This is a genomic window from uncultured Rikenella sp., assembly GCF_947628055.1.
Taxonomy (GTDB): domain Bacteria; phylum Bacteroidota; class Bacteroidia; order Bacteroidales; family Rikenellaceae; genus Rikenella.
On sequence record NZ_CANQYJ010000064.1, the window covers coordinates 1 to 15004 of the forward strand.

12 protein-coding genes are annotated in these 15004 nt (G+C 57.9%); 6 read left to right on the top strand and 6 right to left on the bottom strand.

The window, feature by feature from the left end; translation table 11 throughout:
* Positions 1–100: 100 nt before the first annotated feature.
* From Q0Z93_RS06870 to mutS, 4 genes are all read right to left on the bottom strand, one after another.
* Positions 101–601 (bottom strand): hypothetical protein, encoded by a 501-nt coding sequence (locus tag Q0Z93_RS06870; protein WP_298064134.1) that lies wholly within the window; start codon positions 599–601, stop codon positions 101–103.
* 12 nt (positions 602–613) lie between these two features.
* A complete protein-coding gene (locus Q0Z93_RS06875) occupies positions 614–1084 on the bottom strand; it encodes a hypothetical protein (protein WP_298064135.1) in 471 nt (156 codons plus the stop codon).
* Positions 1085–1217: 133 nt separating this feature from the next.
* Entirely contained in the window at positions 1218–1829 is a 612-nt protein-coding gene (locus tag Q0Z93_RS06880; RefSeq protein WP_298064136.1) for a sigma-70 family RNA polymerase sigma factor, read from the bottom strand.
* Positions 1830–1899: 70 nt separating this feature from the next.
* A complete protein-coding gene (gene mutS / locus Q0Z93_RS06885) occupies positions 1900–4590 on the bottom strand; it encodes a DNA mismatch repair protein MutS (protein WP_298064137.1) in 2691 nt (896 codons plus the stop codon).
* A gap of 309 nt (positions 4591–4899) precedes the next feature.
* Here mutS and Q0Z93_RS06890 point away from each other — a divergent pair, with 309 nt between their 5' ends.
* Positions 4900–5445, top strand: a complete 546-nt coding sequence (locus tag Q0Z93_RS06890) for a hypothetical protein (RefSeq protein ID WP_298064138.1) — start codon at positions 4900–4902, stop codon at positions 5443–5445.
* Here the strand turns inward: Q0Z93_RS06890 and Q0Z93_RS06895 are convergent.
* A complete protein-coding gene (locus tag Q0Z93_RS06895; protein WP_298064139.1) occupies positions 5417–6529 on the bottom strand; it encodes a CofH family radical SAM protein in 1113 nt (370 codons plus the stop codon). The genes Q0Z93_RS06890 and Q0Z93_RS06895 overlap by 29 nt on opposite strands.
* Positions 6530–7278: 749 nt before the next feature.
* On the opposite strand from Q0Z93_RS06895, the gene Q0Z93_RS06900 reads away from it, so the two are divergent.
* From Q0Z93_RS06900 to galK, 4 genes are read left to right on the top strand one after another with little or no spacing between them, the layout of a single operon-like run.
* Positions 7279–8214, top strand: a complete 936-nt coding sequence (locus Q0Z93_RS06900) for a nucleotidyltransferase (RefSeq protein ID WP_298064141.1) — start codon at positions 7279–7281, stop codon at positions 8212–8214.
* Between the two features lie 54 nt (positions 8215–8268).
* Complete coding sequence (locus Q0Z93_RS06905; RefSeq protein ID WP_298064142.1) at positions 8269–9390, top strand: aldose epimerase family protein; 1122 nt, start codon at positions 8269–8271, stop codon at positions 9388–9390.
* A 39-nt stretch (positions 9391–9429) separates the two neighbouring features.
* Positions 9430–10701 (top strand): MFS transporter, encoded by a 1272-nt coding sequence (locus Q0Z93_RS06910; RefSeq protein WP_298064143.1) that lies wholly within the window; start codon positions 9430–9432, stop codon positions 10699–10701.
* Positions 10702–10734: 33 nt separating this feature from the next.
* Entirely contained in the window at positions 10735–11889 is a 1155-nt protein-coding gene (galK, locus tag Q0Z93_RS06915; RefSeq protein ID WP_298064144.1) for a galactokinase, read from the top strand.
* Positions 11890–13222: 1333 nt separating this feature from the next.
* Here the strand turns inward: galK and Q0Z93_RS06920 are convergent.
* Positions 13223–13957, bottom strand: a complete 735-nt coding sequence (locus Q0Z93_RS06920; protein WP_298064145.1) for a YebC/PmpR family DNA-binding transcriptional regulator — start codon at positions 13955–13957, stop codon at positions 13223–13225.
* Positions 13958–14171: 214 nt separating this feature from the next.
* Here Q0Z93_RS06920 and Q0Z93_RS06925 point away from each other — a divergent pair.
* Positions 14172–15004 (top strand): DUF2851 family protein (locus Q0Z93_RS06925; RefSeq protein WP_298064146.1); only part of this gene is annotated, 833 nt, incomplete at its 3' end.

Consider the following 15004-nt stretch of genomic DNA (forward strand, 5'->3'; position numbering starts at 1 on the left):
CCGCCCGGCGTCTCCCGATTTTTTCAACAGGCCCGACCCCTACAAGCCCCCTGGACATCCGGACTTCCGCCCCCCGTGCGCTGCGGTCGAAGCATCCTTCCTATTTCCTCATCCCCCCGGAAACGGCCCGGCGGATCAGAAAGTTTTTGAAATCCTCATCGGCCACGAATACTTTCGCCGCAGTAGCGGCTGGCAGAATCCGACGAAATTCGGCGATATAGTCCGCCGTCACCTTCCGCTCGGCGTCGATCACCTCGAGTATCTCCTGGAATTGCCGTTCGCCGACCTGGCCGCTGCGGATGACCTGATACAGGTCACGCCGCTTCCTGCCCACCTCGCGCCGGGCGCTCCAGTACTGGTTATAGACCGGCCAGAATTTCTGGGACTGTTCCGGGGTCAGCTGCAAGGCGTCGGTGAAGAATGCGATTTTCAGGTTGCGGATCTCCTGGCCGTGCTCCGGCTTGCCCTGCGGCCCGCCGGGCCCTTCCGGCCCATGGGGCGAAGCGGAAGCATCCGTAAGCAAAAGCGCCAGCATGGCCATCACGAGCCCCGCGGGCCGCAAAATCCGGTTGATCTCTTTTTTCATGGTTGTCAGGTACATATAGATCGGTGTTTACCAGTCGTTTCCGGTGTCGGTCAAGGCGGCGAGCAGGTCTGTGCCGCCGTAGCCGTAGGTATCGAGGTATTCGGTCACGGCCTCGGCGAATCCGGCCCGATCTTCGTCCGCCGCCACGGTGTCCGAAGCGTATGCGTCCAATTTCTCTATATCTTCGGTATAGACGTGGTAGCCGAGGAGCATTTCGCCGGTCTGTTCCTGCGAGGCGAGCTGCTCGCGCTGGCCGGCCCGGTAACCGGTGAAGTAATAGCCCGTCGCAGCGAACAGTATGAGGCAGCCGAATGCGGCGGAAAGCCCCGCTACCCCGCGTATCCGCTGCCACAGTCCGCGCCCCTGCACAGTCGTTTCCCCCGCCCCTTCCGAGCCTGCGCGCTCGCGCAGCGTATTCCGCAGTTCGGCGAAATAGCCGTCCGGCACCCGATAAGGATTTCCGGGCCGGGTATCGCGGCGGTTGGATGATGCGTTCATGATTTTGTCTGTTTACTTTTTTGACGCAAAGCGGGATCGGGGGTTTAAAAAGGCCAGATCGTTTTTGCCGTTTTTCGTCGCGAAAATTTCCTGGAGACTTGCCCAAAACCGGCTCACCCGCTGTCGCGGGAGCTTATTTTTCTCCGGAATCGTCAGCGGAAGGCTCGGAGGCGGTGAAGACCGCCCCGGAGACGTCTTCGCGCACCCACCGCTCGACTTTGGCGGCGGCGTGGTGGTACGATGCTTTCAAGGCCCCCACCGAGGTGTCCAGCACGGCGGACATCTGTTCGTATGGCATTTCGTCCCAATACCGCAGGGTGAAAACGGCTCTCTGTTTGGCTGGCAGCCGCGCGACGGCCCGTGCCAAAGCGCATTCGATCGCTTCGCCGTCGAACAGGCCTTCGCTGCCGACGATCCGGTCGAATGCCGCCCCGCCGTCGTCCAACGAGGCGAACAGGCCGGCCCGGCGGCTGCGGATCAGGCTGAGGGATTCGTTGACGGCGATCCGGTAAAGCCAGGTGAAAAGCCCGGACTCGCCGCGAAACCTGTCGGCAGAGCTCCACACTTTCATAAAGACGTTCTGCACGACGTCGTCGGCGTCGTGATGGCTGACGACGATTTTTCGGACTGTCCAGTAAATGCGCCGGCTGTACCGATCGACGAGCTGTGCGAAAGCGGCTTCGCGCTCTCCGCGGTCGGAGGCGCGAAGCCGTTCTATCAGCCGTATGTCGTCTGTCTCTGTCATAAAACTCCCTCTCGATGCGAACACCGCCCCGACCGAAAAACCGTCGGATGCGTTGAAATCCGGGGTGTCGCTACAGTCCCGAGAGCTTCTTGATTTCGTTCAATTTGTTCAGCGCTTCGATCGGCGTCAGCGAATCGATGTCCAGCCCGCGGATCTGGTCGCGAATCTCCTTGAGCACCGGGTCGTCTAACTGGAAAAAGCTCAGCTGCATCGAGCCCTCGCCTCCGCCGTTCCCCCCCTTGCTGCGTCCGGCAGGGCCGCCCGAAGAGACTGTTTTCATATCCGGCGAATCCGCTCTCGAGCCTTCGCGCCGCTGCCGCTCCAAGTCCTCCAGCACCTGTTTCGCCCGGTCGATCACCCGCGGCGGCATCCCCGCCATCTTCGCCACGTGGATCCCGAACGAATGCGCCGTCCCTCCCGGCACCAACTTCCGCAAAAATATGACCCGTTTGTCCACCTCCCTGACCTGCACGTTGAAATTCTTGATCCGCGGGAAGCGTGCCTCCATCTCGTTGAGTTCGTGATAGTGCGTCGCAAACAGGGTCTTGGCCTTGCCCCCCGGGTGTTCGTGCAGGTATTCGACCATCGCCCACGCGATCGAAATACCGTCGTAGGTGCTTGTCCCGCGCCCGATCTCGTCCAGCAGCACTAAGCTCCGCCCCGAAATGTTGTTCAGGATATTGGCCGACTCCAACATCTCGACCATGAAGGTCGATTCGCCCTGCGAGATGTTGTCCGAGGCCCCCACCCGCGTGAAAATCCGGTCCACCAGCCCGATCCGCGCCGCCGACGCCGGCACGAAACATCCGATCTGCGCCAGCAGCACGATCAAGGCGGTTTGTCTGAGCAGCGCCGATTTCCCCGCCATGTTCGGCCCCGTAATGATAATGATCTGCTGCGACGTGGAGTCTAAGTAGAGGTCGTTCGGAATATACGGCTCACCGATGGGCAACCGCTGCTCGATCACCGGATGGCGTCCGTCCTTGATTTCGAGCACGTCGTCCTCCGTGATCTCCGGCCGGCAGTAGTTGTGTTCGATCGCCAGATGTGCGAACGACTGGAGGCAGTCCAGCTCCGCCACCGCCAGCGCATTGCCCTGAATCCCAGCCACGGACGGCTGCAGCGAGGTGACTAACTCCGTGTAGAGCCGCACCTCGATCGCGTTGATCCGGTCTTCCGCCCCGAGAATCTGTTCTTCGTACTGCTTGAGCTCTTCGGTAATATACCGCTCGGCATTGACTAAGGTCTGTTTGCGGATCCACCCCGGCGGCACCTTGTCGCGGTGGGCGTTCCGCACTTCGATGTAGTAGCCGAAGACATTGTTGTAGCTGATTTTGAGGGGAATCCCCGCCGCTTCGCTCTCCCGCTGCTGCAATGCCAGCAGGTAGTCCTTCCCGCCCGTGGCGATGTCCCGCAGCTTGTCCAACTCTTCGTCCACTCCGTAAGCGATGACCGGCCCCCGCCCCGGTATCAGCGCCGGTTCCGCCAGGATATACTTCTCCACCGCCGAAACCGCCGCCGAACAATCCGCAAACCGTTCCGCAAATTTCCGCAGTTCGGCATTCGGACTTTCGGAACACAACACGCGTATCCGTTCCGCCGCCGCCAGCCCCTTGGCCAACTGCACCAACTCCCGCGGATTGACCCGCCCCACCGCGATTTTGGAGACGATCCGCTCCATGTCGCCGATCGTGTCCAGTTCGGCGGTCAGCGTGTCCCGCAGTTTCACGTCCCGCATCAAGTGCCCCACCACTTCGAGCCGCGCGTCGATGGCCGCTTTGTCCTTGAGGGGCAGCGAAATCCACCGCCGCAAGAGCCGCGCCCCCATCGGCGACAGGGTCTGGTCGATCACGTCGGTCAAGGAAGTCCCGTTCTCGCTCAGCGGGTGGAACAGTTCGAGGTTGCGGATCGAGAAGCGGTCGATCCAGACGTACTTGTCCTGATCCAGTCTGGAAATTCCCCGCACATGTGACAAATCCTTGTGTTCGGTGTATTCGAGGTAGTAGATCACCGCCCCCGCCGCGCTCACGGCCAGCGGCAGCAGGTCGATGCCGAACCCTTTGAGCGATGTGGTGTCGAACTGTTTGAGCAGCTTTTCGCGGTTGCTCTCGTAGTTGAAGGCCCATTCGTCTAACTTGTAGGTATAGTACCGGTCGCCGAATGCGTGTTTGAATTCGGTCTCGTCGCCTTTCTTGAAGACCACTTCTTTCGGCGCCAGGTTGGCCAGCAGCTTGTCGATATAGTCGAGTCCCCCTTCCGCCGCATAGAACTCGCCGGTGGAGATGTCGATGAATGCCACTCCCGCGCGTCCTTTCTGCCCCAGCGCCACGCTCGCTAAATAGGTGTTTTCCTTGTGATCCAGGATGTTGTCGTCGAAGGTAATCCCCGGTGTAACGAGTTCCGTCACGCCGCGCTTGACGATCCCTTTGGCCTGTTTCGGGTCTTCGAGCTGTTCGCACACGGCCACCCGCTGCCCTGCCCGCACGAGTTTGGGCAGGTAGACGTCTAACGCGTGGTACGGAAATCCTGCCAGCTCAACGCTCGCGGCCGACCCGTTGGCCCGCTTGGTCAGTGTGATGCCGAGGATGCTGCTGGCGGTGATTGCGTCGGGGCCGAAGGTCTCGTAGAAGTCTCCGGCGCGGAACAGCAGAATCGCGTCCGGATGCTGCGCTTTGATGGCGTAGTATTGCTTCATCAACGGCGTGAGCGCGTATTTCTTTTCTCCGTTCTTCTCCGTATTCTGTATCTCCTTGCCGGCCATAGTTTTGTGCGAATGTAACGAACAAAAATAATCAATTGTACGCCAAAAAACGAAAATTCTCCGCCCTGCGGTTTTGGTGTTTTTCGGTAATTATTTATATTTAATGCATTATTAAAACCTTTGGATCATGTTGAATTACGATCTCGGGCCTCGCCGGTGTCCACCTGGGGGACGCGTATCTCCGCTGACACGGAAGATAAATCCTGAAAACCCTTGCAAGAAACACTACGAAGTGCCTATACCCAATCCGGAGCGCAGGATTCCCGGCTTGAAAAAAGGAGGAAAACTACCCGAAAAAAAGATTAAATAATGTCCGATGAAACGTCACTGAAGGCGAAAGAAGAAGAAACCGTCGAATCTCGGATCGACGAGTGCAACGCTATGTTCTCTACGTACACGACCCGTTGTTCCGACATCTGCCGCCAAATCGTTTTCGCCCTGTTCATCGTCGTGTGGAGCCTGGCTTATCGCGAAGGGACGTTCTATTTCTCTGTCCCGTTGTGGCTCGCCATGTTCGCTCTGATGGTCTATCTAGGACTCGACGTGGGGCAGTATCTCTACACCTCCATCCGCCAGTGGCGGCGGTATGAGGAGCTGGAGCATGACCTTAAAAAACTCGAAGCACTGAAGCCGGAATGCTCTCCCGAATCCGACAAACTTGGTATCGAACGCGACGACAATCTCTGTAACCGGATCGCGGCGGGGGGATTCCGTTTCTTTTTATGCAAAATGTCCACTTTGGTGCTCGCTGTTCTGCTCTTATGCTTAGCCGTTGCCATGAAATGGACGCGGCAGGCCGCCGTCCCTCCCGCTCTGGCCGAACCGGTCACAGTAACTCATACCGCTGATTTCTGAGGGCCGGCGTGAAACCCGCATCCCGGATCGCCTGTTGCATCCGGGAGGCGTCGATCGTCGTCCGACCCTCGAAATCCGTGGCGCTCACCACGTTCTCTTCGATCATGATCGAACCCATGTCGTTTGCTCCGCCGTGCAGGGCCATCTGTCCTGCCGCCAACCCCGTGGTCAGCCACGATGCCTGGATATTCGGTATGTTGTTGAGCACCAGCCGGCTCAGGGCGATCATCCGCAGAAATTCCGCCGTATTCGCCCCGCCGGACAATCCTTCCTCTTTTTCCAATGCGGTTCCCCGCCCCTGGTACGGCCACGCGATGAATGCCAGAAAACCCGGCGCTTTCTCCGGTTTCAATGCTTGCAAGTCGCGGATTTTCAGCAGGTGCAGTATCCGGTGCTCCGGCTGCTCGACGTGGCCGTACATCATGGTCGCCGAGGTGTACAGGCCGAGTTTGTGCGCCGCCCGCATCACTTCCAACCAGGTGTCTGCCGAGCATTTGCCTGGCGAAATGTGTTTCCGTATCTCGTTGTCGAGGATTTCGGCCCCGGCTCCCGGCAGGGAATCCAGCCCTGCTTTCATGAGCCGTTCCAGCACGGTCCGGTATCCGTCTGCGTCTTGTCCGAGGCCGGAGATCCGCGCGATATGCGCGATCTCCGGCGGCCCTAATGCGTGCAGTTTGATGTTCGGAAATTCGCTTTTCAGGGTCGAGAACAGGGTCTCGTACCAGGTCAGGTCGAGCTTCGGATGCAGCCCCCCCTGCAATAAAAGCTGCTCGCCGCCGAGCGCCTGCATTTCCCGGATTTTGGCCCGGTATTCGTCCAATGTGGTGATATAGGCCCGTTCCTTGTCTGCCGGCCGGCAGTGGAAGCTGCAAAATTTGCATCCGCTCACGCACACGTTCGTGATATTGACATTGCGGTCGATCTGCCAGGTCACGGTGTCGCCCGGGTGCAACCGGCGGCGCACGGCGTCTGCTGCGGCCATCAGTTCCGCCAGCGGGGCGTCGTTCCACAAGGCCAGCGCTTCGTGGAATGTCAAGGCTTCGCCTGCGAGCGCTTTGCGGTATGAATGGGATATGTCGATCATTTCCGGGTGGTCTTTCGATAGGGCAAAGATAATTCGGCGAGGGTAAAAATAGGCGGATTCTGTTCCGTCCGGGATTTTATTTTATCCGATTTTTGTCCGACGGACAAATCCGCCGCCCTGTGTGTGACACCGGCGAAAGATTAACTGTACGTTTTTTGCCTCGGGCCGGCGGGGCTCTTTCTTCGATCCGCTCATGCCGGGCGGGCACTTTTTCTTAGCCGCCTCAAGCCGGCGGGACTTCTACTTTCTTTGTCAGTAAAGAAAGTAAACAAAGAACCGACGCAGCAGGCGAGTGCCATCGAGCTTGCTCGAATGGCCGAGGCGCCAGAAGGAAGGCGAAGCCAAACTTTTTGAGATGCCTTGCATCTCAATTGGTTTCTTTTGTTCACAACCGAGCAGCGTTGCGAGGGCAGAGGCCGCTTGCGGGCTATGCCAAGGTAGCGCGAGAAAAACGAGCGGAACACAGTTAAAAGGAACAGTACCCTCCCGAACACGTACAAGAAATCTACGGCTAATCATTTGGTTCCCGCGTCCGCGGCCAACCCGGAGGTGCCGAGCGGCACCGGCGCGAGCCGAAAAAATGCCCCCCCAAAATGCAGGTACAATTATATGATCGCCTAAAAATACCAGCCCGGCGGAAACTCCCACAAGACCGGACAGTTAAAAGAAGAAAGCAAGAGTGTGGGATAATTTTAAGGAAATAGTATATTTGTAGTATTAAACCGAAGACAATAAAAACAAAAAAAAATATGAAACCGACACTATTGGTACTGGCCGCCGGGATGGGATCGCGCTACGGATCGCTCAAACAGATGGACGGCATAGGGCCCAATAAGGAAGCCATCATCGACTACTCCGTCTACGACGCCATCCGGGCAGGATTCGGAAAAGTCGTATTCGTGATCCGAAGCAGCTTCGGGGCCGAGTTCAAGGAAGTTTTCAGCCCGGAAAGATTCGGGCATAAGATCGCGGTGGAATACGTGTTCCAGGCACTCGACTCATCTCTGCCTGTGGGATATGCCGTGCCGGAGGGGCGGGAAAAACCGTGGGGGACGAACCACGCGCTGATGATGGGCGCAGCGGTGATTAACGAACCGTTCGCAGTGATTAATGCCGATGACTTCTACGGACAGGACGCGATTGCGCGGATGGGGAGCTACCTCGCCTCGCTGCCGGAAGGCTTGACCGGGGAATATGCGATGGTGGGATATGAAGTCTGCAAGACCCTGTCGGCAAACGGGACAGTTTCGCGCGGCGTTTGCACCATTAATAAGGAAGGATACCTGGAATCGATTGTGGAGCGGACGAAAATCGTCCGGCTGCCGGCGGGAGAAGGAGGCGGCATCGTCTATATCGACGACGACGGAGCCAAATATCCGCTGGCGGAAGATACGCCGGTATCGATGAACCTCTTCGGCTTTACGCCGGACTACTTCCGGCATTCAGTCGATTTCTTCCGGGTTTTCTTAGACGAAGCCTTGGCCTCGGGGAACTTGAAAGCGGAATTCTTCATCCCGCTGTTAGTCAACCGGCTGGTTTCGGAGCACACGGCGAAACTCAAAGTATTGCATACAACCAGCGACTGGTTCGGTGTCACATACAAGGAAGACCGGCCGGAGACGGTGCAGAAAGTGCTGGATTTGATCGAAGCGGGAGTATATCCGCGCTCGCTGTGGGGGAAATAACCCAATCATTATTGGACATTCCGTATTCGACAAACCTGATTTAAACCGACATTTATGAACGAGATCACCCAACAAGTATGGGGTTTTACGCCGGAGACCGCCACGGGAGCGGCACAGGGCGGGGGAGAGCCGGTGATCCTCTACACGATGACCAACGCCAACGGCGCGACCGTGCAACTCACTAACTATGGGGCTGCTATTGTAGGGATCACCGTGCCGGATCGCTGGGGAAAAATGGCCGATGTGGTGCTGGGATACGGGAAATGGCAGAGCTACATAGCCGACGGGCCGGCCATGGGGAAAAGCGTGGGCCGGTATGCCAATCGCATAGCGAAAGGCACGTTCGACCTCGATGGACACACCTATAGACTGGCCGTCAATAACGGGCCGAACCATCTGCACGGCGGGCCGACCGGATTCGCCAACAGACTTTGGGAGGGCAGGGTAGAAGGAGACCGCGTGGTCTTCGGCTACCGCTCAGCGGACGGAGAAGAGGGCTATCCGGGGGCATTGTATGTCGAAGCCTGCTACGACTGGGACGACGACAACACACTCGAAATCACCTACTACGGGCGTCTGCTCGACGACGACGGGGCGACGGCGGCAGCTGGGGCGACCATCCTGAATCTGACCAACCACGTCTATTTCAACCTCAACGGACACGATGCGGGGAGTGTGTTGGGGCACGCCTTGACTTTGAAGGCATCGCGATATTTGCCGACGGACGAGACCGCGATACCGCTGGCCGCTCCGCAGTCGCCGGCCTCTGTGGAGGGGACGCCGATGGACTTCCGGACGGCGCATACGCTGGGGGAACGGATCGAAGATGCCTCTTTCCAGCAATTGGTGTGGGGGAAAGGGTACGACCACTGCTGGGCTATAGACGGCTATGATCATGCGACACTGCTGCCGGCAGCGGAACTCTATTCGGAAGAATCGGGCCGGTTCGTGAAAGTCTCCACGACACAGCCGGGGATACAGATTTATACGGGGAACTGGCTTTCGGGTTGTCCGGAATCGAAGACCCCGGGATTCCATTATCAGGATCGCTATGGGGTGGCCATGGAGTGCCAGGCCTTCCCGAACTCGCCCAACCGCGGAGACTTTCCGGGAGTCGTGCTGCGGCCGGGGGAAACCTATGAGCAACACATAGCTTATGAATTCGGAACCAGATAACCCGAATCGGATCGACAAACAATAACCCAAATAATCATTATGACTAACAATCAACAAAATCAGATCAGTTACACGGGACCGTTCATCACGATGGTCTTCCTGTTCTTCATCGTAGGATTCCTCACCGTGGTGAACCAGCAGTTCCAAAGCCCGTTGCAGGGCGCATTGCTCAGCAATGTGGGAGACCTCAAAAACACGCTGGCCGTAATGGTGACCTTCGCGTGGTTCCTCTCTTATCCGCTGACCGGAGGCATCGGCTCGCGGTTAGTGACCCGGCACGGATATAAGAACACCATGGTACGCGCCTTGGTGGTGGTGGCTGTCGGATGCGCCATTTTCGAAGCGTCGGTGCTGTTGCAGAAATACAGCGGCGCTTCCATTTCATTCGGCGAGGCTGCTTCCATTCCGTATGCCTATTTCCTGTTCCTGATCGGAGCTTATGTGGTGGGTGCCGGGGTGACGATCATGCAGGTGGTCATCAATCCTTACCTGATCGCTTGCAACGTGAAGGGAACCAGCGACGTGCAGCGCCAGAACATCGGCGGGGCGTCGAACTCGATCGGTACCACGCTGGCACCGTTCTTCGTGGGCGGCATCATCTTCGGCGGGACTGCGGTAGTGACCTTGGACAACCTGATCGTGCCGTTCATCGCCTTTATCGTGGTAATCCTGCTGGTAGCGTTCATCATTACGAAACTCCAGCTGCCGAACATCGCCAATACCACGGCCGAAGGAGGCGAAAAACTGGAACGCAGCATCTGGTCGTTCCGCCACCTGACCCTCGGAGTTGTAGCTATCTTCATCTATGTGGGCGTTGAGGTATGCGTGGGGGCCAATCTGGTGATGAACGCCAAAGCGGAAGCAGGCTGGATCGAACTCGCAGCGACGATGGGGTCGCTCTACTGGGGGGGAATGCTCGTGGGGCGTCTGATCGGTTCGGCGATCAGCAAAGTGCCCGCACGCGTGCAGCTGATCGTGACTTCCATTGCGGCAGGTTTGCTGGTGATCGGCGCCATGCTGACCGACTGCCTGTGGCTGCTGGTGGCTGTGGGCTTGTTCCACTCGGTGATGTGGCCGTCGACCTTCGCGCTGGCGGTCAAGGGACTGGGCAAATACACCTCGGCCGGTTCGGGAGCGCTGATGATCGGCGTGCTGGGCGGCGGCGTGCTGCCGCTGGTTCAGGGGATGATCGCGGATGCCACCGGCTCGTGGTCGGCCACGTGGATCATCGTGATTCTCGGGGAGGCTTATTTGCTGTACTACGCCCTGCTGGGCAGCCGCATCCGCAAGCAGGATCTGATCGCGGAATAATTACCTTCACACACTCCCTTACACTATCATACTATGGACATTACGAAAGTACGCAATAAATTCAAGGAACTGTACGGTACCGAAGGTGCCGTATACGCTTCGCCGGGGCGGGTCAATCTCATCGGAGAGCATACGGACTACAACGGCGGCTTCGTGCTGCCGGGGGCGGTGGACAAGGGGATGGTGGCCGAGATCGTCTTCAACAATACCGATAAAGTGCGGGCGTATGCCTTGGATTTGGGGGAAAGCGCTGAATTCGGCTTGAGCGAAAACGATGCGCCGGCACAGCAGTGGGCGAAATACCTGTTCGGAGTGTGCCGCGAACTTACTAAGCGGGGGGCCACGATCAAAGGGTTCGATACGGTCTTCTCCGGCGATGTGCCGCTCGGGGCAGGGATGTCCAGCTCGGCGGCGCTGGAATCCACCTATGCCTTTGCACTCAACGATATGCTGGGGCTCGGTTTCGACAAGATGACCCTGGCGAAGGTGGGACAGGCTACCGAACACAATTATGTGGGGGTGAAGTGCGGGATCATGGACCAGTTCGCTTCGGTGCATGGGAAAGCCGGGCATTTGATGCGACTGGACTGCAAAACCGGGGAATTCCAGTACGTGCCGTTCGATCCGGAGGCGCACGGGTACAAGGTGGTGCTGATCGACTCGTGCGTGAAACATGAGTTGGTGGGGTCGCCGTACAATAAACGCCGGGAATCCTGCGAACGGGCCGTGAAAGCGATTCAGCAGAGACACCCGGAAGTCGAATTCCTGCGGGATGCGAAGCCGGAGTGGTTAGAGGAAGTGATCGGGGTTATTTCGCAGGAGGACTATATCCGGGCGAAGTATGCCATCGACGAAGTGCAGCGGCTCTTGGATGCCTGTGCGGCGCTCGAGGCGGGGGACTATGAGACGGTGGGGCGGAAGATGTACGGGACGCATATCGGGATGTCGGTACTCTATGAGGTGTCATGCGAAGAGCTGGACTTTCTCAACGAGGTGGCCAAGGAGTGCGGGGTGACGGGATCGCGGATTATGGGGGGCGGATTCGGAGGGTGTACGATCAACGTGGTGCCGGCGCCGAAGTATGAGGCGTTTATCGATACCGTGCGGGCGAAGTACAAGGCGAAATACGGGATCGACTGCAAGGTCTATCCGGTGGTGATCTCGGACGGAGCGCGACGGATCGTTTAAGCGGACGGGGTCTTTACCGTTTCCCTTTTCCCCGGAATCTCTGTTTTTTGGGGGAAACGGACGGTTGTCCCTGTCTATTCAATGCGCGATGGGCCGTAAGGTTTAATCCCTTACGGCCCATCGCGCATTAGGCTTTAGGATTGCGGCAGGCAAAGTCTTTCGGGAGTAATATCCCGAACGTGCATTCCGATGCCGGCATTTCCCGGTCGGCTCCGCGTTAGGAGCCATGTTGTGGAGGGAAAGCTCGGTTCCGAGTGCCGCACAACATTGCCCTGAGACAAGTAATCAGAGCCTTTCCGTGCCAGTGGGCAGGTTGGGAATAGTTATCGGTGATCTTCCTGTGTCAGGCCGGAGGTGCCGCCCGGCACTCGAGCCAGGCTGTAACTACCCTTGATTGGCCGGAGCTGGCGCGGACTGTAATTAAGCGAAGTGAAAAAATTGCAGGCCCCCGCAGCCGGGGGCTCCGGCCAATAGAGGGTAGTTCCATCCCATTGCCCACCGCGGGGCCCTGTCGGGGCTTTTGTTGGAGCTTGCTATGACGTATTTAGACGGGGCCCGCCCGGCTTGGCCTGAAGGCAGCAGTTTTTTCCTTTGGAGCAGTTTATCTTGCTCCCGGCAGGCCAATAAAACACCCGAAAGGTGCGATTCACGTACCGAGTGGCACTGTCCCCGCGCGCGACAGCGTAAGGCCGGCGATACTCACGCATCGCACCATTCGTAGCCGGATGGTTACAGCCCACCTAAAAATAACAGTACGACTAAATAGTCCGCATTTTTCAGTTCGTCGCCAATCCCTCGAAGGCCGCACATTGGTCTTGGAGACTGGGCCGCCGCTGACGCGGAAACTCAGTTACTGCACCGGCGATAAATAGTTACAACCGACAGAAATAGCCGAGAACATAACGCTCCGCCACAACCTGCAAAAAGCAGAAACCTACAAAAACCGCCGAACCCGGGAAAACCGCTGAAAATCCCGAAAACACATCCGCAACCTGCAAAAAATACCCTCCAAAAAGAAAAAACCGAAAAAACGCACACCTCCGCAGCACTCCAAAACCGCACGAAAACCGTTGATATGGGAAATCCTAAACCCCGAAGAAACGTGTGTCTCAATATAATAACTCTCGAATCAGCCCATATCCTCTCCGCAAGCCCCCTTCAAAAAATCGTGTAAAAAACGCCGCCATCCCCTTCCGAAAAACACCCCCAGCCCGAAAAACCTCGGCAAACACAACACAAAAACGGTTTAACGCCCGATACCCCAAAAAACGGCGGGGCTTTTCTGGGAAAGGAAAGCCCCGCCTGAATGCGAAAAACCGATACGCGGTATGCGTTATTCCTCGATTTTCATATTGTGGTACACCCGCTGCACATCCTCGTCCTCCTCGAATTTTTCCAACAATTTCTCGATCGACTCGCGCTGTTCCGCCGTCACCTCCTTCTGATCCAGCGGTATCCGTTCGAACTCCCCGCTCAGAATCTCATACCCTTTTTCCTCCAAATAATTCTGTATTTTGCTGAACGCGTCGTAAGCTCCATAAATCACGATCTCGCTCACCCCCTCCTCGCTCTCTTCGGAGAACACCTCGTCCACCCCGTAGTCGATCAGCTCCAGCTCGAACTCCTCGATGTCGAGCCCTTCAGGTGCCTTGATTTTGAAAACTGATTTGCGGTCGAACATGAAATCCAGGCTCCCGGTGGTTCCCAGCGACCCGCCCGCCTTGTTGAAATAGCTCCGCACATTGGCCACCGTGCGGGTGTTGTTGTTCGTAGCCGCCTCCACCACAATAGCGATCCCATACGGGCCGTACCCGTCATACTGAATCTCCTTGTAGTCCTCGGTATCCTTCGAGACGGCCCGCTTGATGGCCCGCTCGATATTATCCTTGGGCATATTCTCCGATTTGGCCGTCTGAATAAGCATCCTCAGCCGCGGGTTGTTCGCCGGCTCCGGCCCTCCCGCCTTCACGGCGATCACGATCTCCTTGCCCAGCCGGGTGAAAGTCCGGGCCATGTTGCCCCAACGCTTGAATTTGCGCGCCTTGCGGAATTCAAAAGCTCTTCCCATAATATCGATATTCTGTAATGAAACGTTTTTTGAATGAGGCAAAGGTAGAGGTTTTCCGCTTAAAATGAAAAGCCAAGTTTCGCGGAAAGCACTATCTTTGGGAAGCGAATCCCCCGCAATAGCAGCGAGCGAAGCGAACCGCACGGGCCGCAGACCGTGTCACCGCTGACCTCCGGCCAGCGGCACCGGAATAGAGAATATAGCCATACCATCCATGACCGACAGCCAGAGACGAAGCCTGCTTACCCTCGTTTGGAGACACCGTCTGTTTCAGAACGGCGACCTCGCCGTTTCCGGCGGCGAGGCGAATGTCGTGAGTCCCGGCTACGCTGCCGAAGTCCCTTTCGACGGAACGACCGTTCCTGCACCGGATTTCGTGAACGCCGCCGTGAGCTTCGGTGATACCGTCCTGCACGGTGCTGTGCGGATCGACGCCCGGTCGTCCCTCTGGCGCGACGAGGGCAGGATCAATGACCCGGCGTTCGACAGCGTGGCGTTCCACGTGGTCGGCGAGCGCGACCGCGTGCTGATGCGCGAAGGTCGCGAAGTACGGACGCTGGTGCTGACCCTCGCACCGAAGATCGAGGCTTTATACGAGAATTTACTCGTCCAGTCGCGGCGGAACGGGATGGGGTGCGCCGGTTTTTTCGGCGGGCTGACGGCGGCCGAGCAGGGGCAGATCCTCTCGCGGTTGGTGGCCGACCGCCTGCGGCGTAAAACCGCGGAGGTGACGGCGATCCGGGCCTCCCTGGGCGGCGACTGGGATGAAACGGCTTATGTCTGTTACCTGCGTTCGCTGGGGATAGGCCAGAAGAAGCAGTCTTACGAAGCGTTGGCCCGGTCGATTCCTTTGCGGTGTTTCGTGCGCTGCGGCGGGGAGGTGCGGCAGGCCGAGGCGTTGCTGATGGGGCAGTCGGGCTACCTGACGGTGGCTTCGGCGGCCGATCCGGGGGTACGGGAGCTACAGGATATTTATCTCTCTCTGAAGGAGGAGTACGGTTTGCGCCGGCCGGTGGTGTCGTGGGCCGGGGCGGGGGTGCGACCGGC